Source organism: Variovorax defluvii (genome assembly GCF_039541515.1).
GTDB classification, from domain to species: Bacteria; Pseudomonadota; Gammaproteobacteria; order Burkholderiales; family Burkholderiaceae_C; genus Variovorax; species Variovorax defluvii.
In genome coordinates, this window is record NZ_BAABGJ010000020.1 from 192,561 (window position 1) to 212,893 (window position 20,333).

General features: G+C 68.5%; 16 protein-coding genes and 1 pseudogene. 11 read left to right on the plus strand and 6 right to left on the minus strand.

Translation table 11 applies throughout. The features are described 5' to 3' along the window. Positions 1 to 26 precede the first annotated feature (26 nt). Together ppk1 and ABEA07_RS12100 are read left to right on the plus strand one after the other, a co-directional pair. Positions 27 to 2,219 carry a polyphosphate kinase 1 gene (ppk1, locus tag ABEA07_RS12095; RefSeq protein WP_345538078.1) on the plus strand — a complete coding sequence of 731 codons (2,193 nt, stop codon included), beginning with the start codon at positions 27 to 29 and terminating at the stop codon, positions 2,217 to 2,219. 5 nt (positions 2,220 to 2,224) lie between these two features. Beyond that, on the plus strand, positions 2,225 to 2,686 hold the full coding sequence (locus ABEA07_RS12100; protein WP_345538147.1) for a SixA phosphatase family protein: 462 nt from the start codon (positions 2,225 to 2,227) through the stop codon (positions 2,684 to 2,686). A 23-nt stretch (positions 2,687 to 2,709) separates the two neighbouring features. Here the strand turns inward: ABEA07_RS12100 and ABEA07_RS12105 are convergent, their stop codons facing one another. Beyond that, positions 2,710 to 4,227, minus strand: a complete 1,518-nt coding sequence (locus tag ABEA07_RS12105) for a Ppx/GppA phosphatase family protein (RefSeq protein ID WP_345538079.1) — start codon at positions 4,225 to 4,227, stop codon at positions 2,710 to 2,712. Between the two features lie 287 nt (positions 4,228 to 4,514). Here ABEA07_RS12105 and pstS point away from each other — a divergent pair, with 287 nt between their 5' ends. From pstS to phoR, 7 genes are all read left to right on the plus strand, one after another. Next, positions 4,515 to 5,561 carry a phosphate ABC transporter substrate-binding protein PstS gene (pstS, locus tag ABEA07_RS12110; RefSeq protein WP_345538080.1) on the plus strand — a complete coding sequence of 349 codons (1,047 nt, stop codon included), beginning with the start codon at positions 4,515 to 4,517 and terminating at the stop codon, positions 5,559 to 5,561. Between the two features lie 16 nt (positions 5,562 to 5,577). Next, a complete protein-coding gene (gene pstC / locus ABEA07_RS12115; RefSeq protein ID WP_345538081.1) occupies positions 5,578 to 6,651 on the plus strand; it encodes a phosphate ABC transporter permease subunit PstC in 1,074 nt (357 codons plus the stop codon). Beyond that, positions 6,648 to 7,535, plus strand: a complete 888-nt coding sequence (gene pstA / locus ABEA07_RS12120; RefSeq protein WP_345538082.1) for a phosphate ABC transporter permease PstA — start codon at positions 6,648 to 6,650, stop codon at positions 7,533 to 7,535. The genes pstC and pstA overlap by 4 nt, the downstream gene beginning before the upstream one ends. 5 nt (positions 7,536 to 7,540) lie before the next feature. Continuing rightward, the gene (gene pstB, locus ABEA07_RS12125) at positions 7,541 to 8,329 is read left to right on the plus strand and encodes a phosphate ABC transporter ATP-binding protein PstB (RefSeq protein ID WP_345538083.1); all 789 of its coding nucleotides are present in this window, start codon (positions 7,541 to 7,543) and stop codon (positions 8,327 to 8,329) included. 10 nt (positions 8,330 to 8,339) lie between these two features. Next, positions 8,340 to 9,041, plus strand: a complete 702-nt coding sequence (phoU, locus tag ABEA07_RS12130; RefSeq protein WP_345538084.1) for a phosphate signaling complex protein PhoU — start codon at positions 8,340 to 8,342, stop codon at positions 9,039 to 9,041. A 120-nt stretch (positions 9,042 to 9,161) separates the two neighbouring features. Further along, positions 9,162 to 9,854: a phosphate regulon transcriptional regulator PhoB gene (phoB, locus tag ABEA07_RS12135; protein ID WP_345538085.1), complete on the plus strand. Its 693-nt coding sequence runs from the start codon at positions 9,162 to 9,164 to the stop codon at positions 9,852 to 9,854. Positions 9,855 to 9,894: 40 nt separating this feature from the next. Beyond that, positions 9,895 to 11,235 carry a phosphate regulon sensor histidine kinase PhoR gene (gene phoR / locus ABEA07_RS12140; protein WP_345538086.1) on the plus strand — a complete coding sequence of 447 codons (1,341 nt, stop codon included), beginning with the start codon at positions 9,895 to 9,897 and terminating at the stop codon, positions 11,233 to 11,235. Here the strand turns inward: phoR and ABEA07_RS12145 are convergent. The 3 genes from ABEA07_RS12145 to ABEA07_RS12155 form a co-directional block, all read right to left on the minus strand. Continuing rightward, on the minus strand, positions 11,192 to 12,577 hold the full coding sequence (locus ABEA07_RS12145) for an MATE family efflux transporter (RefSeq protein ID WP_425584122.1): 1,386 nt from the start codon (positions 12,575 to 12,577) through the stop codon (positions 11,192 to 11,194). The genes phoR and ABEA07_RS12145 overlap by 44 nt on opposite strands. Further along, positions 12,574 to 14,304: a hypothetical protein gene (locus ABEA07_RS12150; RefSeq protein ID WP_345538087.1), complete on the minus strand. Its 1,731-nt coding sequence runs from the start codon at positions 14,302 to 14,304 to the stop codon at positions 12,574 to 12,576. The genes ABEA07_RS12145 and ABEA07_RS12150 overlap by 4 nt, the downstream gene beginning before the upstream one ends. Before the next feature lie 84 nt (positions 14,305 to 14,388). Continuing rightward, entirely contained in the window at positions 14,389 to 14,655 is a 267-nt protein-coding gene (locus ABEA07_RS12155; protein WP_345538088.1) for a type B 50S ribosomal protein L31, read from the minus strand. Positions 14,656 to 14,798: 143 nt separating this feature from the next. On the opposite strand from ABEA07_RS12155, the gene ABEA07_RS12160 reads away from it, so the two are divergent. After that, complete coding sequence (locus tag ABEA07_RS12160; protein WP_345538090.1) at positions 14,799 to 15,860, plus strand: oxidoreductase; 1,062 nt, start codon at positions 14,799 to 14,801, stop codon at positions 15,858 to 15,860. A 39-nt stretch (positions 15,861 to 15,899) separates the two neighbouring features. Here the strand turns inward: ABEA07_RS12160 and rho are convergent, their stop codons facing one another. Together rho and trxA are read right to left on the minus strand one after the other, a co-directional pair. Continuing rightward, positions 15,900 to 17,165: a transcription termination factor Rho gene (gene rho / locus ABEA07_RS12165; RefSeq protein ID WP_345538091.1), complete on the minus strand. Its 1,266-nt coding sequence runs from the start codon at positions 17,163 to 17,165 to the stop codon at positions 15,900 to 15,902. Positions 17,166 to 17,352: 187 nt separating this feature from the next. After that, positions 17,353 to 17,685: a thioredoxin TrxA gene (gene trxA, locus ABEA07_RS12170; protein ID WP_086921261.1), complete on the minus strand. Its 333-nt coding sequence runs from the start codon at positions 17,683 to 17,685 to the stop codon at positions 17,353 to 17,355. Between the two features lie 1,782 nt (positions 17,686 to 19,467). Between trxA and ABEA07_RS12175 the strand changes: the two are divergent. Next, a pseudogene (locus ABEA07_RS12175) lies at positions 19,468 to 20,322 on the plus strand (RecB family exonuclease); the annotation flags it as partial. Between the last annotated feature and the right edge of the window lie 11 nt (positions 20,323 to 20,333).

The window sequence follows — 20,333 nt, forward strand, 5'->3', positions numbered from 1 at the left end:
GTGTCACGAAATACTTCGACACTGTCATGTTCTTGCCTTCGTCCCATCCTGTGCCGGTCGCTCCAGACAACTTCGCATCGCCCTCATCCGACCCCGCCGACAGCGTGCCTGTCGTCCCTGCGCCGTCGCTGACCCTCCTCGACCGCGACCACAGCATCCTGGCCTTCAACGAGCGGGTGCTGAACTGGGCCTATCGGCCTGAAGTGCCGCTGATCGAACGGCTGCGCTACCTGTGCATCGTGTCCTCCAACCTCGACGAGTTCTTCGAGGTCCGGGCCGCACCGCATCTGGCGGCGCACACGGCCGGTGACCGGAAGGGCAACTACACCATCGATTCCTTCAACCGCCTGTCCGAGGCAGCCCATGCGCTGGTGGCGCGGCAGTACGCGCTCTACAACGACGAGCTGATGCCCACCTTCGCGAAGGAGGGCATCCGCGTCATCTCGCACGGGGAGCGCAATGCGGCGCAGCGCAAGTGGGTCAGCGAGTATTACGAGCGCGAGGTGCGTCCGCTGCTGATCCCGGTCGGGCTGGACCCTGCGCATCCCTTCCCGCAGGTGGCCAACAAGTCGCTCAACTTCATCGTGCGCCTGTCCGGCAAGGACGCCTTCGGCCGCGAGAACCCGATCGCCATCGTCAAGGTGCCGCGGGTGCTGCCGCGCATGATCGCGATGCCGGCCAAGCTGTCCGGCGGCAAGAAGCTGTTCGTCGCGCTGTCGAGCATCGTGCGGGCTCACCTGCAGAGCATGTTCCCGGGGCGCGTGGTGGGCGAGTTCTCGCAGTTCCGCGTCACGCGCCATTCCGATCTGGCGGTGGACGAGGAAGATGTCAAGAACCTGCGCACCGCACTGCGCCAGGGCCTGCAGCATCGGCACTTCGGACAGGCCGTGCGGCTGGAGGTGTCGGCCAGTTGCTCGGACTCGCTGGCAACTTTCCTGCTGGCACAGTTCGATCTGCCGGCCCAGGCGCTCTTCCGCGTGCATGGCCCGGTCAACCTGGCGCGGCTGACGCAACTGATCGACCTGCTGGACGAGCCGCAGCTGCGCTTTGCGCCCTACCAGGCCTCGTATCCGATATCCCTCTCGCCGGGCCAGTCCTTTTTCGAGCGGCTTCGGGCCGGCGACGCGCTGATCCACCAGCCCTTCGAGAGCTTCGAAGGCGTGCTCGCTTTCCTGCGCGAAGCCGCGCAGGACCCGCAGGTCCTCGCGATCAAGCAGACCATCTACCGCACGGGCGCCGATTCCGAGCTCATGGAGCTGCTGCGCGAAGCGGTTCGCCGCGGCAAGGAAGTCACGGTGGTGGTGGAACTGAAGGCGCGCTTCGACGAGGAGGCCAACATCAGCTGGGCCGAGATGCTGGAATCGATCGGCGCCCAGGTGGTCTATGGCGTGGTGGGGCTGAAAACGCACGCCAAGATGCTGCTGGTGACGCGGCGCGAGGGCAAGCAGATGCGGCGCTACGGCCACCTGTCCACCGGCAACTACAACCCGCGCACGGCCAAGCTCTATACCGACATCAGCCACCTGACGGCCGATCCGCAACTGACGGCCGACATGGAGGCGGTGTTCGTGCACATGGCCAGCCAGAGTCGCCTGCCCAAGCTCAACCGCATGTGGGTCGCGCCTTTCGACCTGCACCGCAACCTGATCGCGCGCATCGATGCGCTCGGCGCTGCGGCGGCGCGCGGGGTGTCTTCGCGCATCGTCGCCAAGATGAATGCACTGACCGACGAGCCGCTGATCGCCGCCGTGGTGGCGGCGGGCCGCAAGGGCGTGAAAATCGACCTGATCGTGCGGGGCGGCTGCACCCTGCCGGCCCAGGTGCCGGGGCTGACGGACAACATTCGCGTTCGCTCGGTGATCGGCCGCTTCCTCGAGCATTCGCGGGTGTTCTACTTCAGGGAGGGCGAAGAGGAGGCGCTCTACCTCTCGAGCGCCGACTGGATGAACCGCAACATGCTGCGCCGGATCGAGCTGGCCTGGCCCGTGACCGACCCGGTGCTGCGCCAGCGGCTGATCGACGAATGCCTGGTGGCCTACCTGCACGACGGCCGCGACGCCTGGGACCTGGGGCCGGACGGCATCTACCGCCGCGTCGACCATGACACGCACCGCGGCGAGGAGGGTGCACCGCGCGCCGTCCAGGCGCATGGTGCGCAGACGGCGCTGATGGTGCGGTACTCCTCGCGCGGCCGCGGCCGCGTCGACACCCGGGGATGACAATCATGGACCTGATCTTCTGGCGGCACGCCGAGGCCGAGGACTGGGCCGAGGGCTGCGACGACATGCAGCGCTCGCTGACCGCGCGCGGCGAAAAGCAGGCCAAGCGCATGGCGGCGTGGCTGGACCGGCAACTGCCGGACGGCACGCGCATCGTCTGCAGCCCGGCGCGGCGCTGCGAACAGACCGTGCTCGCGCTGGGCCGCAAGTACAAGCTGCGCAGCGAGCTCGCACCCGACACCACGCCCGATGCATTGCTGAGCGCGGCCGGCTGGCCCAACGGCAAGTCGGTGGTGCTCCTGGTGGGACACCAGCCCTCCCTGGGGCAGGCGATCTCGCTGCTGCTTGGCCTCAAGCAGGACGGTTGCCCGGTGCGCAAGGGTGCGATCTGGTGGATCCGCACCCGCGAGCGCGACGGTGACGTGCAGACGGTGGTGGTGACGGTGCAGTCGCCCGAGCTGCTGTAGGCGCGTAGGCGCAGGCTGCGGCTTCAGCAGTCTTCGAGTTCCAGGCGCACGCCGGTCTTCTGCCAGGCCAGCGTCTCCTCTCGCAGCAGGTGCGCCGATTGCGGGTAGATGTCGGCCCAGTCGCGGCGGCAACCGAGCACGAAGAGGCGGGTATCGGGCCGCGCCAGGCGCAGGCCTTCCAGGTCGGGGTCGCGCCGGGCGTGGCAGAGGATCACGGCCAGCCGCAGGGCGAGCAGTTGCCCGACGAAGGTCTCGTCGTCCAGCATCGCGCCCAGCTTGCGCAGTTTGCCCCGGTGGCCCAGCACGAGCTGGCTGAGCCAGTGCATTTCGTTCAACGCGAAGCCCGGCGCGTCGGTGTTGTCCAGGATGTAGGCGCCGTGCTTGTGATAGTCGCTGTGCGAGATGTGGATGCCGATCTCGTGCAGCTGCGCCGCCCAGCCGATCTTGCGCAGGTTGCGCCCGGGCCGGCTGGTGGTGGCGGCGCCGCGCGAGGCCGGCTCGAGTTGCTGGTACAGGATCGCGGCGGTGTCGCTCACGCGCCGCGCCTGGGCCATGTCGACCGCGAAGCGGCTGGCCAGCCGGGCGACGGTGGTGGTGCGCAGGTCGGCCACGCTCTCGTCGCGCTCCAGCAGCTCGTAAAGCACGCCGTGGCGCAGCGCCCCCTGGGCCACGCGCATTTCCTCCAGCTCCAGCAGGTCGAACACGGCCCGCAGCACGCTCACGCCGCCGCCGATCACGGCCTTGCGGTCTTCCCGCATGCCCTCGATACGCAGGCGGTCGGCGCTGCCGGCCTTCAGCAGCCGCTCCACCAGCCACTCCAGCCCGTCGCGCGTGATCAGGCCCGGCTCGCCCCCGGCAGCGGCCAGCACGTCGCCGACCGCGCCGATGGTGCCGGAGGCGCCGTAGGCGACGTCCCAGAGGTCGGGCACGTAGGTGGTCAGGGCGTCGTCGAGCACCGCCTTGGCCGCGACCTCGGCGGCGCGGAAGGCGGCGGTGGTGAATTGGCCCTCCGGGAAGTGCTTCATCGACCAGGCGACGCTGCCGACCCGGTAGGACTCCATGACCTTGGCCTCCAGGGCCTGCCCGATGATCAGCTCGGTGGACCGGCCGCCGATGTCCACCACCAGGCGGCGCTCGCGGTTCGAGGCGTCCGTGTGGGGCAGCATGTGGGCCACGCCCTGGTAGATCAGGCGCGCTTCCTCTCGGCCGGGGATGACGTCGATGTTGAAACCGAGGATGGTGCGCGCCCGCAGAAGGAACTCGTCGCGATTGCGGGCTTCCCGCAGGGTCTGCGTCGCAACCGCGCGGACCTGCGAGCGCTTGAAGCCGGCCAGGCGCTCGCCGAAGCGGGCCAGGGCGTCCCAGCCGCGCTGCATCGCCTCCGGCGTGAGATTGCGGGCGCCGTCGAGTCCGTTGCCCTGGCGCACTGTTTCCTTCAGGTATTCGGCGCGATGGATCTGGCCATGGTCGACCCGGCCGATCTCGAGCCTGTAGCTGTTCGAGCCGAGATCGACCGCGGCGAGGCGGGTTCCGTTTTGCATGTTGAGATCGAGAAGGCCAGGGCCCCCGATCGTAGCCGCATGCCCGGGACGAGGCGGGTAGGCGGGGGCCGCGGGACGGGGCTTTCGAGCCGCCGAGCCTCTATGACGTTTGTGTGACCACGTCATACGAGCCGGCCTTCGCCGAGCAGTCCTTTTCCGTTGCATTTCCCTCTGTATCTCCCTGCGGCAAACCCGATCGCGCTGTGTCACACCGATGTCACACAAGCTTTCTAGAGTCGCTGCCAAGTCCCCGCCAGGGGTTCTTTGCACATCCCAAAGGAAGCTTCATGAAGACGACGTTCAAGTTTGCAGCTGCCGGCCTGATGGCCGCGGCCCTGGCCCATGTCCCCGCGCTCGCGCAGGACGCCACCGGTGCCGGCGCAAGCTTCCCGGCCCCCTTGTATTCGAAGTGGGCCGCCGACTTCCACAAGGCCACCGGCGCCAAGATCAACTACCAGTCCGTCGGCTCGGGCGCCGGCATCAAGCAGATCGATGCCAAGACCGTCGATTTCGGCGCCTCCGACATGCCGCTGACCGACGAGGAGCTCAAGGCCAAGGGCCTGGTGCAGTTCCCCACCGTCATCGGCGGCGTGATCCCGGTGGTCAACATCCAGGGCATCAAGCCGGGCGAGCTCAAGCTCAACGGCCAGGTCCTCGGCGACATCTATCTGGGCAAGATCACCAAGTGGAACGACCCCGCGGTCAAGGCGCTCAACGGCTCGCTCAACCTGCCCGATGCCACCATCGCCCCGGTGCGACGCGCCGACGGCTCCGGCACCACTTTCCTGTTCACCAATTACCTGAGCAAGGCCAACCCGGAGTGGAAGGCCAAGGTCGGCGACGGCACCGCCGTCAACTGGCCTACCGGCGCGGGCGGCAAGGGCAACGAGGGCGTGGCCCAGTTCGTGAGCAAGCTGCCGAACTCGATCGGCTACGTCGAGTACGCCTACGTCAAGCAGAACAAGATGACCTACACCCAGATGCAGAACGCGGCCGGCAAGTTCGTCGCGCCGGACGATGATGCGTTCAAGGCGGCCGCCGCAGGTGCCGACTGGTCGAAGACCTTCTACCAGGTGCTGACCTACCAGCCCGGCGACCAGGCGTGGCCGATCACCGGCGCGACCTTCATCCTGATGCACAAGAAGCAGGACAAGCCGGCCCAGGCCGCCACCACGCTCAGATTCTTCGACTGGGCCTACAGGAACGGCGACAAGACCGCGGGCGACCTGGACTACGTGCCCATGCCCGACAAGGTGAAGAGCGCCATCACCACCGCCTGGGGCGAGATCAGGGACGGCGCGGGCCAGCCCGTCACTTTCAAGCAGCAGCAGTAACACAGGAGCGGCGCGCATGAGCAGCACCCCGCTCGGCCGCGCCCCGACTTCGGAGGCCCCCGTGTCATCCAGCTTCCCCGCTGCAGCCAACCCTCTCGACCTGCCGGCCGAGGGGGTGCGCGCGATTACCCGTCCGCCGCCCGTGCGCAAGCCGCGCACCGGTGCCACCGCAGACCGGCTGTTCGGCTGGGCCGCCAAGGGCGCGGCGCTGCTGACGCTCGCCATGCTGATCGGCATCCTGCTGTCCCTGTTGGCGGGCGCGTGGCCTGCGATCGCCAAGTTCGGCCTCGGCTTCCTCACCAGCAGCGTGTGGGACCCGGTGCAGAACGAGTACGGCGGCCTGGTGATGATCTACGGCACGCTGGCCACGTCGCTCATCGCGCTGGTCATCGCGGTGCCGGTGAGCTTCGGCATCGCGCTGTTCCTGACCGAGATGTCGCCGGCCTGGCTCAAGCGGCCGTTGGGCACCGCCATCGAGCTACTGGCCGCCGTTCCGTCGATCGTCTACGGCATGTGGGGCCTGCTGGTCTTCGGCCCGATCCTCTCCACCTACGTGCAGCAGCCGCTGCAGAAGCTCTTCGCCGGGGTGCCTGTGCTCGGCGCGCTGGTGTCCGGCCCGCCGGTCGGCATCGGCATCCTGTCGGCCGGGATCATCCTGGCGATCATGATCATTCCCTTCATCGCTTCCGTGATGCGCGACGTCTTCGAGGTCACGCCGCCGCTGCTCAAGGAGTCGGCCTACGGACTCGGCGCCACGACCTGGGAAGTGGTCTCGAAGGTGGTGCTGCCCTACACCAAGGCCGGCGTCATCGGCGGCATCATGCTCGGCCTTGGGCGTGCCCTGGGCGAGACGATGGCCGTCACCTTCGTGATCGGCAACACCAACCAGCTCGCGTCGCTGTCGGTCTTCGAGGCGGCCAACAGCATCACCTCGGTGCTGGCCAACGAGTTCGCGGAAGCCGGCGCGGGCCTGCACCAGGCTTCGCTGATGTACCTGGGCCTGGTGCTGTTCTTCATCACCTTCGTGGTGCTGTCGCTGTCCAAGTTGCTGCTGCTGCAGATGCGCAAGAGCGAGGGCCGGAAGTCATGAGCAGCACGGCAGAAAAACTCCTGAGCGCCAAGGCGCTCCACGAGATGCGCGCCGCGAAGTTCGCGAGCCGCAAGCGCGTCAACGTGATCGCGCTGTCGCTGTCGCTGGCCGCCATGGCGTTCGGCGTGTTCTGGCTGATCTGGATCCTCTGGGAAACGCTGCGCCTGGGCGTGGGCGGCCTGGCGATCGCCACCTTCACCGAGATGACGCCGCCGCCTAACGAGGCGGGCGGCATCGCCAACGCGATCTTCGGCTCGCTGGCGATGGTGCTGCTGGCGACCTTCGTTGGCACGCCGATCGGGATCATGGCGGGCATCTACCTGGCGGAATACAACCCCAAGGGGCTGCTGTCGAACGTGACGCGCTTCGTCAACGACATCCTCCTGTCGGCCCCGTCGATCGTGATCGGCCTGTTCGTCTACGCGATCGCGGTGGCGTACTTCAAGAGCTTCTCCGGCCTGGCCGGTGCGCTGGCGCTGGCGCTGATCGTGATCCCGGTGGTGATCCGCACCACCGAGAACATGCTGCAGCTCGTGCCCCCGGGCCTGCGCGAAGCCGCCTACGCCCTCGGCACGCCGAAGTGGCGCGTGATCACGAGCATCACGCTGCGCGCCGCGCGTGCCGGCGTGGTGACCGGCGTGCTGCTGGCGGTGGCGCGCATCGCCGGCGAGACCGCGCCCCTGCTCTTCACCGCGCTCAACAACCAGTTCTGGACTGCGGACATGACCCAGCCGATGGCGAGCCTGCCGGTGACCATCTTCAAGTTTGCAATGAGCCCCTACGAGAACTGGCAACAGCTGGCCTGGGCCGGCGTGTTCCTGATCACCATCGCCGTGCTGGCACTCAACATCCTGGCCCGCGTCGTCACGCGGAACAAACTCTGACTCCTATGCCAAACCCCACCGTCGCATCAGCGGCTCAGACCCGCGCGAAGATCTCGGTCAAGGACCTGAACTTCTACTACGGCAAGTTCCATGCGCTCAAGGGCATCAACCTCGAGATTCCCGAGAACAAGGTCACGGCTTTCATCGGACCGTCGGGCTGCGGCAAGTCCACCCTCCTGCGCACCTTCAACCGCATGTTCGAGCTCTATCCCGAGCAGCGCGCCGAAGGCGTGATCGCCCTGGACGGCGAGGACCTCCTGAGCTCCAAGCAGGACGTGGCGCTGATCCGCGCCAAGGTCGGCATGGTGTTCCAGAAGCCCACCCCCTTTCCGATGTCGATCTATGACAACATCGCCTTCGGCGTGAAGTTGTTCGAGAACCTGAGCGCATCCGACATGGACGATCGCGTCGAGTGGGCGCTGAAGAAGGCGGCCCTGTGGACCGAGGTGCGCGACAAGCTGCAGCAGAGCGGCTCCGGCCTCTCGGGCGGCCAGCAGCAGCGCCTTTGCATCGCCCGCGGCATCGCGATCAAGCCCGAGGTGCTGCTGCTCGACGAACCCTGCTCGGCGCTGGACCCGATTTCCACCGCCAAGATCGAGGAACTGATCGCCGAGCTGAAGAACGAGTACACCGTTGTCATCGTGACGCACAACATGCAACAGGCGGCGCGCTGCAGCGACTACACCGCCTACATGTACCTGGGCGACCTGATCGAGTTCGGCGCGACCGAAGAGCTGTTCTTCAAGCCGAAGCGCAAGGAGACCGAGGACTACATCACCGGCCGTTTCGGCTGAAGGGAGCGACATGACCGAAAAACATCTCTCCAGCCAGTTCGACAGCGAACTCAACACGGTCTCCTCCCGCGTGATGGAACTCGGCGGCATGGTCGAGTCCCAGATCCACCAGGCCGTGTACGCGCTGGCGCAGTTCGACACGGACGCGGCCGACCGGGTGATCGAAACCGAAAACCGCGTCAACGCGATGGAGATCGAGATCGACCGCGAGCTCTCGTCGATCATCGCGCGGCGCCAGCCGACGGCCCGCGACCTGCGGCTGCTGATCGCCATCTCCAAGACCACCGCCAACCTGGAGCGCGTGGGCGACGAGGCCAACAAGATCGCGCGCATGGTCAAGTCGATCATCGAAAGCGGCTCGGCGCGCGCGCTGCCGTCCACGGAACTGCGCATTGCCTCGGACCTGGCCTCCGGCCTGCTGCGCAAGGCGCTCGATGCCTTCGCGCGCCTGGACACGGCCGCCGCGCTGTCGATCCTCAAGGACGACGACCTGATCGACAAGGAGTTCGACGGCTTCGTGCGCAAGCTGGTCACCTACATGATGGAAGACCCGCGAACCATCTCGGCCAGCCTGGACCTGCTGTTCCTGGCCAAGGCGATCGAGCGCATCGGCGATCATGCGAAGAACATCGCGGAGTTCATCATCTACATCGTCAAGGGGGCCGATGTCCGGCACACTTCGATGCAGGACATCGAATCCGCATTGAAATGATTCTCTCCCCCAGGCTGCGCGCACTTCGTGTCGCCCCGCCGCCCCCTTCATCGGGGGCAACACAGCGGCCCGGCACGGCCGCGCTGTTCGCTGGAATGAAGTCATGAAGGCCCTGATGGAATGAAGAAACCCCGAGTCCTGATCGTCGAAGACGAGTCCTCGATCGCCGAGCTGATCGCCGTCAACCTGCGCCACAACGGCTTCGAGCCGATCTGGGCCGAGGACGGCGATTCGGCGCAGCGCGAAATCGATGCCTTCCTGCCCGATCTGGTGCTGCTCGACTGGATGCTGCCCGGGCAGACAGGCCTGCAACTGGCGCGCCACTGGCGCAAGGACCCGCGCACCAAGACCATGCCCATCCTCATGCTGACCGCCCGCGGCGACGAGCCCGACAAGGTCGCCGGGCTGGATGCCGGCGCGGACGACTACATCACCAAGCCTTTCTCCACGCAGGAACTGCTGGCCCGCATCCGCGCCGTGCTGCGGCGCCGCGCACCCGAGGCGGTGACGGAGCGGGTCGAGATCGGGGACCTGGTCCTCGACACCGCCACGCACCGCGTGACCTGGCAGGGCGCGCCCTTGAAAGTCGGGCCCACCGAGTTCAAGTTGCTGGGCTTCCTGATGCAGCACGCCGAGCGCGTGCACAGCCGCGCCCAGTTGCTCGACAAGGTGTGGGGCGACCATGTCTACATCGAGGAGCGCACGGTGGACGTGCACGTCAAGCGCCTGCGCGAATCGCTCGGTGCAGCGGCGCCGATGGTCGAGACGGTTCGCGGCGCCGGCTACCGGCTGACGGCCCAGGTCTCGGTGTGAGCTGCGCGCCGCCGGTTACCCGGCGGCACAATGGGCGGGCATGGCGTTTCGAATCGCAACCTTTCTGATCGCCTCCGTGTTGGGAGGCGTCATCGCCTCTTCGGTGTTCGGGCTGCACTATGCCTGGCTGGGCGCCTGGGCCGGGGCGGCGTGCTGGGTGGGCCTCGATGCCTGGCGGGCCCGGCGGCTGCTGGAGGTGCTGCGCACCGATGCCGCGGGGCTGCCTTCGCGCGGCCCGGGCATGTGGGGCGAGATCGCCGAGCGCATCCGCAAGCTGCTGCGCACGCGCGAGCAGCAGACCCGCCAGGCCGAAGAGCGGTTGCAGGAATTCCTGGCCGCCATCCAGGCCTCGCCCAACGGCGTGGTGCTGCTCGACGAGCAGGGGCGCATCGAGTGGTGCAACCAGACGGCGGCCGGCCAGTTCGGCATCGACGCCGAACGCGACCTGCTGCAGCACCTGTCCAACCTGGTGCGGGACCCGGCCTTCGTCGCCTACCTGGCCTCCTGGAACTACAGCCGCGACGTCGTGATCGACGCGCCCTCGCAAACGCGTCCGCACCGCGGCCAGCCGGTCCGGCTGTCGGTGCAGGTGCACCCCTATGCCGGCAACCGCCGCATGCTGCTGACGCGCGACATCACCGCGCTGGAGCAGGCGGAGGCGATGCGGCGGGACTTCGTCGCCAACGTTTCGCACGAGATCCGCACGCCCCTCACGGTGCTGGCCGGCTTCGTCGAAACCCTGCAGAACCTGCCGCTGGATGCGCAGGAGCGCGCCCGCTACCTGGCGTTGATGAGTCAGCAGTCGCACCGCATGGAGACGCTGGTGAACGATCTGTTGACGTTGTCGCGCCTGGAGGCGGGTGCCGCACCGCCCGCCAACCGCTGGACCCCGGTGCGCGCGCTGATGGCGCAGTGCGAGGACGAGGCGCGCGGCCTCTCGACCCGGCTGAGCGCCCAGGGGCATCGACTGAGCTTCACGGTCCAAGCCGACTCCGAGATCGCCGGAGTCAGCACCGAGCTGCAGAGCGCGATGTCCAACCTCCTGAGCAACGCCATCCGCTACACCCCCGGCGGCGGCGAGGTGGCGGTGAGCTGGCGGTTGTTGCCGGACGGCCGCGGCGAGTATGCGGTTCGGGACAGCGGCCCGGGCATCGCCGCCGAGCACATCCCGCGGTTGACCGAGCGCTTCTACCGGATCGACCGGAGCCGCTCGCGCGAGACCGGCGGCACCGGGCTCGGGCTGGCGATCGTGAAGCACGTGGCCCAGCGCCATGGTGCCGAGTTGCGCATCGAGAGCGTCGTCGGCAAGGGCTCGCGCTTCGCGCTGGTATTCCCCGTCACGCGCCTGCGGCAAGCGCCGCAGCTGAGCGTTGCCGCCTGAGCGTGGCGAGCAGCAGCAGCACCAGCAGTACCGCGGCGAGCACGAGCGCCAGCGCGCTCATGAGCCAGAAGGCGACGGGCGACTGCATGGCTGGCCAAGGGCCGATGCCGCGGTAGGCCAGCAGGTAGCTCCCGCCCAGTCCCACGCCCCACAGAAGGGTGCAGTACAGCACCAGCGGCATCACCGTCACCCGGTAGCAGCGCAGCAGGAAGACGCACAGGGTCTGCACTGCGTCGGCGAGGTGGTAGCCGGCGGCGCCCAGCACCAGCGTGGCAGCGAGCGCCACGACCGCGGGGTTGTCCGAGTAGAGGCCGGCCAGCGGCGCCCGCAGCAGGGCCATGGCGGCCGCCAATGCGAGCGCGCAGAGCAGCGCCATCTCGAAGCCCCGGGCGCAGGCGCGACGGGCCAGTGTGGCCTCGCCGGCGCCGAGCCAGAAGCTCACCCGCGCGCTGGTGGCGATCGACAGCGACAGCGGCACCATGTAGCCGACAGCCGCGAGGTTCGCGGCAATCTGGTGGGCGGCCGTGGCGGTGGTGCCCAGGCGGGCGATGAACAGGGCCATCAGCGTGAAGGATGTGACTTCCACCAGCACCGCCAGCCCGGCCGGAACGCCCAGGCGGGCGAACTGGCGCAGCTGTCGCCAATCGGGTGCCTCGACGCGCTGCCACAGCCGGTAGGCGCGGTAGAGCGGCTGGCTGCGCAGCAGCCAGATGGCGAAGCCGAGCAGTGTCCAGTTCACGGCCGCCGTGGCCCAGCCGCAGCCTTCCAGGCCCAGCGCGGGCAGGCCGGCCCCGCCGAAGGCGAACCAGATCGTCAGCGGCAGCTTGGGCAGCAGTGAGCCCATCTGCAGCCAGGTCACCAGTTGCGGCTGGCCCAGGCTCTGGTTGAGGGTGCTGAACAGGCGGAACAGCAGCGTCGGCGGCAGGGCGAAGGCCAGAATGCGCAGATAGGCCTGGACGTCGGCGCGCATGGCCTCAGGCACCTGCGCCCAGCGCAGCAGCGGCGCGGGAAAGAGCAGGATCGCCATGCCCAGTCCCATTGCCATCAGGCAGAGATAGAGCGACTGCCGCACCGAAGCGCCCACCTCGGCCGTGCGACGGGCGCCGTGCAACTCGGCCCAGACCGGCAGCAGGGCCTGCATCATCCCCATCAGCGCGACATAGACGCTGACGTAGATGGCCGAGCCCACCGACAGCGCCGCCAGCGCGCCCTCGGCATAGCGGCCGGCGACGATGGCATCGGTGACGCTGAAGGCCATCACGGCCAGCTGGCCTGCCAGGACCGTCCCCGCGTGTCTGGCGATGATGCGCCGCTCGCTGGTCAAGGCAGTCAAGGCAGTCAAGGCCGGGTTCGCTGGTAGAGCAGCAGGTCGTCGCTCGGGCTGGTGGGGCGGCGCAAGGTGCCGATCAGGCGCCAGCCTTCGAGGTTGACCAGCGTGTGCAGGCGCCCGATCGCCTCCGGACTGACCACCAGCCAGGGGCAGCTCGGGCCGCCCATGAGGGGCTGCAGGTTGATCTGGCCATGGTGACGCAGGGCCGCGATGTGCGGCCGGCTGAGCGCCAGTTCGGACATGCAGCTCGGCTGGCCGACCCGCTCGACGATCGCGCGCACCTGCGGCGCGTAGCTGCGCGCGTAGTCCAGCACCGGCAGCCACAGCGTCATCAGCAGCATCCAGCACAGGGCCGCGCCGCCGCCCGGCAGCACCAGGGTCTTCCAGAGGGCGGCGCGGTGCCGGCCGGTGCGCCACCGCACCAGCCAGGCCCAGGCCAGGGTGGCCACGATCGCGAACAGCAGCGCCGTGATCGAGAAATGCGGCACGAAGCCTGGCGCGAGCTTGGCCACATTGGCGGCCGTCTTGGCCGGGAAGCCGGTCTGCATGGCGATCCAGATCACCCAGATCAGGATGGCCGTGCCGCTGAAGAAAAGCAGGGTGAACCAGTCGATCAGGGCTGCCACGCTGCGCCGGAAGGTCGGCAGCGCAAAGGCGGCCAGCGTCGCGAAGGCCGGCAGGGCCAGAAGCAGCGAGCGTTCGGAGAAGTTGGTGGTCCAGGTGGCCGCCAGCGGGACCAGCGCGAACCACAGCGGCAGCGCGACATGACGCGCCCCGAGCTGCCGGCGCCAGCGCCAGAGCGTCCACACCGCCAGCGGCCATGCCGGCCAGGTGAACCACAGCAGCAACTTGGCCTGGCTGCGCAGCGCGGCGCGCAAGGTCTCACCGGGCTGGCTGCCGGGCAGCTCGATCTTCCATTGCAGCAGGCCGAGCCAGGCGGCGAGCAGCCCGGCCAGTACGGTGGCGCCAACGATCGTGGCGATGGCCGCCGCGGAATAGCCGGGCTCCTCGTCCTGGTCCTGCCCGAGCGCGCGCCGGCGGCGCTCCATGGCCAGAAAGAAGACGCAGCCGGCACCGAGGGCCAGCCCGACCGTGGGGCCGCCACTGAGCGTCATGCCGCTGGTGCCGACCAGCAGCGCGATCATCGGGCCGAGCCGCCGATAGGGCAGGGCGGCCACGCCGTAGAAGAACTGCGCGCTGAAGAAGAGCTGGGCCAGGGCCGGGGTGGTCTCGTGGCCGAGCTGGGCCAGGCCCAGGCAGGCGATCAGCGCGAGCAGGGCGCCGTCGGCGATGGCGCGGGCGTAGTCGGTCGGACGCGCCTCGCCACCGAAGGCAAAAGCGACCGGCTGCGCCTGGGTGGTGCGGGCCAGGTAGTACACCGCGTACCAGGTGGCGGTGAAGGTGCCCCACAGCAGCAGGGCGAAGGCGATGCGTACCGCCAGGTCGGGGTGCACCCAGGTGGGCGCGATCTTGATGGCCCAGGCGCCGATCCAGTAGGGGATCAATGCCGGAGTCTCGGGCCGCAGGCCCAGCAGCATGGGATCGAGCCAGCGCGCCAGGCCTTCGGTGGTGCGGGCCAGCTCCGCCATGTAGCCGAAGGCCGCGATGTCGGCGCTCTTCCAGGGGCCGCGCCCCAGGAGCCCGGGCATCAGGTAGGCTGCGCAGAGGAGGAGCAGCGCGACCCGCGGCAGGCGTCGCACGGCACTCTGGGCAACGATGGCTGGCGTCGGCTGGTTCAATGGAGGCTGCGGCGGCGGTGGAAAGGGTGCAACAAAAAGGGCAGCGCGGTAAACCGGGCTGCCCTCGACTCGGAAGCGCCTGCCTTACTTCGAGGCGGCACCGCCGGTCTTGCCGAAGCGGTTGCGGAACTTCTCGACGCGGCCGCCCATGTTGTCCACCGACTTCTGGGTGCCGGTGTAGAAGGGGTGCGATTCGCTCGAGGTATCGAGCTTGAAGAGCGGCAGCTCGCGGCCGTCATCGGTCTTGCCGGTTTCCCGGGTGTTCACGCAGGAACGGGTGACGAACTTGAAGCCGTTCGACAGGTCGACGAACAGAACCTCGCGGTAGTTCGGGTGAATGCCTTCTTTCATGGGTGTTTCCTTGGTCGATGCGAGAGCCTCGGGCGTGAAACCAGGACATCCAGGTTCAGCTGGCAGGGCGCCAGGCCGCACTTTTCGCGAAGCCCGCAATTATCGCATACTGGCTGCTTTGGGCGCCAGCGCCCGCGCATTCCATGACTTCACGCCCCTTGCGCGCCGGGCTGGTCGGCTACGGCTTCGCCGGTCAGACCTTCCATGCGCCTGTGCTATCGGCCGTCGCAGGCCTCCAGCTGGCAGCCGTGGCCAGTTCGCAGCCGCACAAGGTTCATGCGGATTGGCCGGGTGTGGACGTGGTGCCCGACGTGGCGGCGCTGTTGCGGCGCGCTGATATCGACCTGGTGGTGGTGGCCACCCCCAACGCGCAGCATCATCCGGTGGGCCGGGAGGCGCTGATGGCCGGCAAGCATGTCGTGGTCGACAAGCCTTTCACCCTCGATGCAGCCCAGGCCCGCGACCTGGCGGCGCTGGCGCAGCGGCAGGGGCGGCTGCTGTCGGTCTACCAGAACCGGCGCTTCGACGCGGACTTCCTGACGCTCCAGGCCTTGCTGGCCGGCGGCGAACTGGGTCGGCCCGTCTATTTCGAGTCGCACTTCGACCGCTACCGTCCGCAGGTGCGCGAGCGCTGGCGCGAGCAGCCGGTGCCAGGTGCGGGCCTGTGGGTGGATCTGGGTTCGCATCTGCTGGACCAGGCGGTGCAGCTCTTCGGCCGCCCAGACACCCTGCAGGTCGACAGCGCCCTCCTGCGCGATGGTGCCTTGGTCGAGGACTACTTCCACGCCGTGCTGCGCTACGAGACGGGGGCGCATGCGCCGCTGCGCGCGGTGCTGCATGCCACCACGCTCGCGGCCCATGCCGCGCCACGCTACATCCTGCACGGCACGCGCGGCAGCTACGTCAAGCGCGGCGTGGATCCGCAGGAGGACGCGTTGCGCGCCGGCCGGCGGCCCGGGGCTCCAGGGTGGGGTGTGGATGCGCTGGAAGGTGAACTCACGATGGCCGCCGACGACGGCCGCTTCCAGGTGCGCAAGCTGCCGACGCAGGCGGGCAACTACATGGCCTACTACGCCTCGGTGCGCGATGCGATTCTTGGAAAGTCCCCGAACCCCGTGCCGCCCGAGCAAGCCGTGGCGTTGATGGAGTTGCTCGATCTCGGCCGCCAAAGCGCGTCAGAAGGCCGCGCGCTCCCCGCACGCTAGGCGGACCACACGAAGTGGGAACGCCTGGGGGAGAACTTGTTACCCCCCGCGGCGCATCATGTCGAAGAACTCGACATTGGTCTTCGTCGCCTTCATGTTCTTCAACATGAGCTCCATCGCCTCGATCTCGTCCATGTTGTACATGAGCTGGCGCAGGATGCGGGTCTTCTGCAGGATCTCGGGCGGCAGCAGCAGTTCTTCGCGGCGGGTGCCGCTGCGGTTGAGCTGGATCGAGGGGAACACGCGCTTCTCGTACAGGCGGCGGTCGAGGTGGATTTCGGAGTTGCCGGTGCCCTTGAACTCTTCGAAGATCACTTCGTCCATGCGGCTGCCGGTGTCGATCAGCGCGGTGCCGATGATGGTCAGCGAGCCGCCTTCCTCCACGTTGCGCGCGGCGCCGAGGAAGCGCTTGGGACGCTGCAGCGCGTTGGAATCCACGCCGCCGGTCAGCACCTTGCCGGAGGAGGGCACGACGTTGTTGTAGGCCCGGGCCAGGCGGGTGATCGAATCGAGCAGGATCACCACGTCCTTCTTGAGTTCGACCAGACGCTTGGCGCGCTCGATCACCATTTCGGCCACGTGCACGTGGCGCGCCGCCGGCTCGTCGAAGGTGGAGGCGATGACCTCGCCCTTCACCGTGCGCTGCATCTCGGTCACTTCCTCGGGCCGCTCGTCGACGAGCAGCACCATCATGTGGACCTCGGGATAGTTGGCGCTGATGGCGTGGGCGATGTGCTGCATCATCACCGTCTTGCCGCTCTTGGGCGGCGCCACCAGCAGGGCGCGCTGGCCTTTGCCGATGGGGGCGATGATGTCGATGATCCGCCCGGTAATGTTCTCTTCACCCTTGAAGTTGTCCCGCTCCAGGCGCATCAGCTCCTTGGGGAACAGCGGCGTGAGGTTTTCGAACATCACCTTGTGCTTGTTCGCCTCGGGCGCGCCGCCATTGACCTTGTCCAGCTTGGTCAGCGCGAAGTAGCGCTCGCCGTCCTTGGGGATGCGCACCTCGCCTTCGATGAGGTCGCCGGTGTGCAGGTTGAAGCGGCGTACCTGGCTGGGCGAGATGTAGATGTCGTCCGTGCTGGCGGTGAAGCTGGTGTCGGGGCTGCGCAGGAAGCCGAAGCCGTCCGGCAGGATCTCGAGCACGCCGTCGGCGAAGACCTGTTCGCCCGCTTTCGCACGCTTCTTGATGATGGCGAACATCAGCTCCTGCTTGCGCATGCGGCCGGTGTTCTCGATCTCCAGTGCTTCTGCCTGCTTGAAGACTTCAGACACATGGAGTGCCTTGAGTTCGTTTAAGTGCATGGAACAACCCCGTGCGGGGAATCTGTCGGAACCAGGGGGGAAGGTTTGGTAAGAGGCGAGGAGGCCTCACAAACCGGGGAACTCGAACCGGCTGCCAGAAAAAGGGCCGGTGAACTGCGAGGGATTATGACAGGAAAAACGAGAATGGCTGCCAGCGCGTTGCACGCCGGCAGCCCTCGAGGTGCACTCAGGCGAGCTGCTGATCGATGAAGGCGGTGAGCTGGGCCTTGCTCATGGCACCGACCTTGGTCGCCGCCAGTTGGCCATCCTTGAACAGCATCAGCGTCGGGATGCCGCGAATGCCGAACTTGGCAGGGATGTCGCGGTTTTCGTCGACGTTCATCTTGGCGATCTGCAGCTTGCCTTCGTAGGTGGCGGAGACCTCGTCCAGGATGGGGGCGATCATCTTGCAGGGGCCGCACCATTCGGCCCAGTAGTCCACGAGCACCGGCTTGCCGGACTGGAGCACGTCGGCTTCGAAAGAGGAATCGGAGATGTGTTTGATGAGTTCGCTGGCCATGGGATGGGTCCTTCTTCGCTGAATGACGGTGCAGCTAAAGTGCGGGCCATTGTGACAGAAACCAAGTGACGGCGTGGTCGGCCCACGCGCTATGGCTCCGATAGCCAAAGCCCTTCAACAGCCTCGATGATCCCCCCTGAATTCCATCCTGCCCACGCCTTGTGGTGCGACCCGGCCGATGGCCTCGTCACCCGCATCGCCCGTCTGCTGGCCGAGCGCCGGCTGCATCCCGCGCGCACCGTGGTGCTGGTGCCCTATGCGCAGCTGATGCAGGTCGGGCGCGCCATGTGGGCGGCCTGCGGCGCCCCGGGTTTCGCCCCCCGCTTCGAGACCACGCGCAACTGGGCGCGCAGCGTGGGCGGCTTCACGCCCGGGGTCGACGACATCGCGTTCGACATGGCGCAGGACCTGCTCACGGCGCAGTCGCTGCTGGCCCGTGCCGGCCTCGGCGGCGCGCGCACGGCGTTGGCCGGCCGCCTGGTCGAGATTGCCCTGCAACTGGCGCCGCTGGCCGCGGCCGAGCGACCGGACGAGCGCGCGGCCTGGGCCGAGCGGGTGCGCGAGGCGCTGGTCGCCGGCAAGGGCTCGGAGTGGTTCGACACCGAGAGCGCCCTCAACGGGGTGGCCCTGGCCTGGGCGTCCAACTCGGACTACGCCACCGATCTGCTGCTGGACGGCGGTGCGCTGGACGGCACCGACCTACTGGTTGTGCTCGATGGTTTCCAGAGCGACCCGCTGGCGAACCGGCTGGCGGCCCTGTTCGGCGAGCGCGCGCTGCGTTTGCCGCTCGCCATGCCGAGCGCACCGACCCGCACCGCGGCCCTGCATCGCTGTGCCGACCCGGAAGACGAGGCCCAGCGCGCCGCCGCCTGTGTGCTGCGGCACCTGGCCGAGGGGCGTGCCCCGGTGGCGCTGGTCGCGACCGACCGCGCGCTCACCCGCCGCATCAGCGCGCAACTGGGTGCGCACGGCGTGCAGCCGCGCGACGAGACCGGATGGAAGCTCTCCACCACCCGCGCCGCCGCCACGCTCATGGGCGCCTTGCGCGCCTGCGCGCACGATGCCTCCACCGACCAGGTGCTGGACTGGCTCAAGGGTGCGGCAGCGCTCGACGGACGCGCCGTGCGCGCGCTCGAGGCACGCCTGCGCGAGCGCGGCATGCGCGACTGGCGCAGCTGGTGCGCCTTCGTTGCGGCAAGCAGCCAGCCGCGCGACGAAGCGCTGCTCGGCTTCACCGGCGAGATCGAGGCGATGCGCACCCCTTTGGCCCGCGCCCGGCCCCTGGCCGAGTGGCTGAGTGCCAGCCGCACGCTGCTCGAAGCCGGCGGACAGTGGCCCGCACTGCGGGCCGACGTGGTGGGTGCCGAGGTGCTGGCGGCGCTCTACCTCGACGCCGAGGCCGAGGCGGTGCGCGGCCCGCGGTGGACGCTGGCCGAGTTCGGCGCCTGGGTGCGCGAGGTGCTGGAGGCCGCGAGCGTGCGCCTGCCTTCGGACGAGGAGGCGCCCCGCGTGGTGGTGCTGCCGCTGCACCAGCTGCTGGGCCGGTCTTTCGGCTCCGTCGTGCTGCCGGGCTGCGACGACCAGCGCCTGCCCGCCTCGCCCGAGCCGGCAGGCGACTGGACGCCGGCCCAGCGCGAGGCCCTCGGCCTGCCCGCGCGCGAGTCGCTGGAGGCGGCCCAGGCCGCCGCCTGGGCCGTGGCCCTGGGCGCGCCGCGGGTCGACCTGTTGTGGCGCCATGCCGATGCCAGCGGCGAGCCGGTGCGTCCCAGCGCCTTGCTGCAGATGCTGCAACTGGCGCAGGCCACCGCCGACGGGACGGACCCGCGCACCGAGGTCGAGGTCGACGCACGGCCCACCCCACGTCCGCAACCGCGCGGCAACGCACTGGTGCCGACCCGGCTGTCCTCCACCGCCTATGAGGACCTGCGCCGTTGCCCCTACCGCTTCTTCGCGCTGCGGCAGCTCGGGCTGCGCAGCCGCGACGAACTCGAGGCCGAGGTCGACAAGCGCGACTTCGGCAACTGGCTGCACGCGGTGTTGGGCCGCTTCCACGAGGCCCTGCGCGAGGCGCCCGACGCAGACCTTGCGGCGCGCCTGGCGCTGATGGCCGTCGCCGAGCGGGAAGCCACCCGCGAGTTCGCCCTGTCCGACGCCGAATTCATGCCCTTCGCCGCCGCCTGGCCCGCTGTGCGCGACGGTTACCTGGAATGGCTGGCGAAGCACGAGCGCGAGGAAGGCGCCACCTTCGTCGAGTCCGAGCCCTGGAAGGAGCTGCCGCTGGGCAGCGTGACCCTGATCGGCCGCCTCGACCGCGTCGACGTCGTGGCCGACGGCCGTCCCTTCGTGATCGACTACAAGACCGAGTCCGTCGAGAAATCGAAGGAACGCGTCAAGGACCCGACCGAAGACACGCAGCTCGCCTTCTATGCCGCGCTGTTCCCGGACGACAGCTTGCGCGCGGCCTATGTCAATGTGGGCGAGAAGGCCTCCGGCACGTGCACCGTGGAGCAGCCCGACGTGGTGGCCGCGCGCGATGCCCTGGTGGCCGGCGTCCTGGACGATCTCGCGCGCATCGGCCGCGGCACACCGCTGCCGGCCCTGGGCGAGGGGCCCGCCTGCGAGCACTGCGCGGCACGCGGCCTGTGCCG

What these genes read in the sequence shown, in the direction of transcription:
- phoB (WP_345538085.1), top strand. Translation starts at nt 9,162, where the DNA reads ATGAAGAAACCCCGAGTCCTGATCGTCGAAGACGAGTCCTCGATCGCC.
- pstA (WP_345538082.1), top strand. Translation starts at nt 6,648, where the DNA reads ATGAGCAGCACGGCAGAAAAACTCCTGAGCGCCAAGGCGCTCCACGAG.
- phoU (WP_345538084.1), top strand. Translation starts at nt 8,340, where the DNA reads ATGACCGAAAAACATCTCTCCAGCCAGTTCGACAGCGAACTCAACACG.
- ppk1 (WP_345538078.1), top strand. Translation starts at nt 27, where the DNA reads ATGTTCTTGCCTTCGTCCCATCCTGTGCCGGTCGCTCCAGACAACTTC.
- phoR (WP_345538086.1), top strand. Translation starts at nt 9,895, where the DNA reads ATGGCGTTTCGAATCGCAACCTTTCTGATCGCCTCCGTGTTGGGAGGC.
- ABEA07_RS12105 (WP_345538079.1), bottom strand. Translation starts at nt 4,227, where the DNA reads ATGCAAAACGGAACCCGCCTCGCCGCGGTCGATCTCGGCTCGAACAGC.
- rho (WP_345538091.1), bottom strand. Translation starts at nt 17,165, where the DNA reads ATGCACTTAAACGAACTCAAGGCACTCCATGTGTCTGAAGTCTTCAAG.
- pstB (WP_345538083.1), top strand. Translation starts at nt 7,541, where the DNA reads ATGCCAAACCCCACCGTCGCATCAGCGGCTCAGACCCGCGCGAAGATC.
- ABEA07_RS12160 (WP_345538090.1), top strand. Translation starts at nt 14,799, where the DNA reads ATGACTTCACGCCCCTTGCGCGCCGGGCTGGTCGGCTACGGCTTCGCC.
- pstC (WP_345538081.1), top strand. Translation starts at nt 5,578, where the DNA reads ATGAGCAGCACCCCGCTCGGCCGCGCCCCGACTTCGGAGGCCCCCGTG.
- pstS (WP_345538080.1), top strand. Translation starts at nt 4,515, where the DNA reads ATGAAGACGACGTTCAAGTTTGCAGCTGCCGGCCTGATGGCCGCGGCC.
- ABEA07_RS12100 (WP_345538147.1), top strand. Translation starts at nt 2,225, where the DNA reads ATGGACCTGATCTTCTGGCGGCACGCCGAGGCCGAGGACTGGGCCGAG.
- trxA (WP_086921261.1), bottom strand. Translation starts at nt 17,685, where the DNA reads ATGGCCAGCGAACTCATCAAACACATCTCCGATTCCTCTTTCGAAGCC.
- ABEA07_RS12155 (WP_345538088.1), bottom strand. Translation starts at nt 14,655, where the DNA reads ATGAAAGAAGGCATTCACCCGAACTACCGCGAGGTTCTGTTCGTCGAC.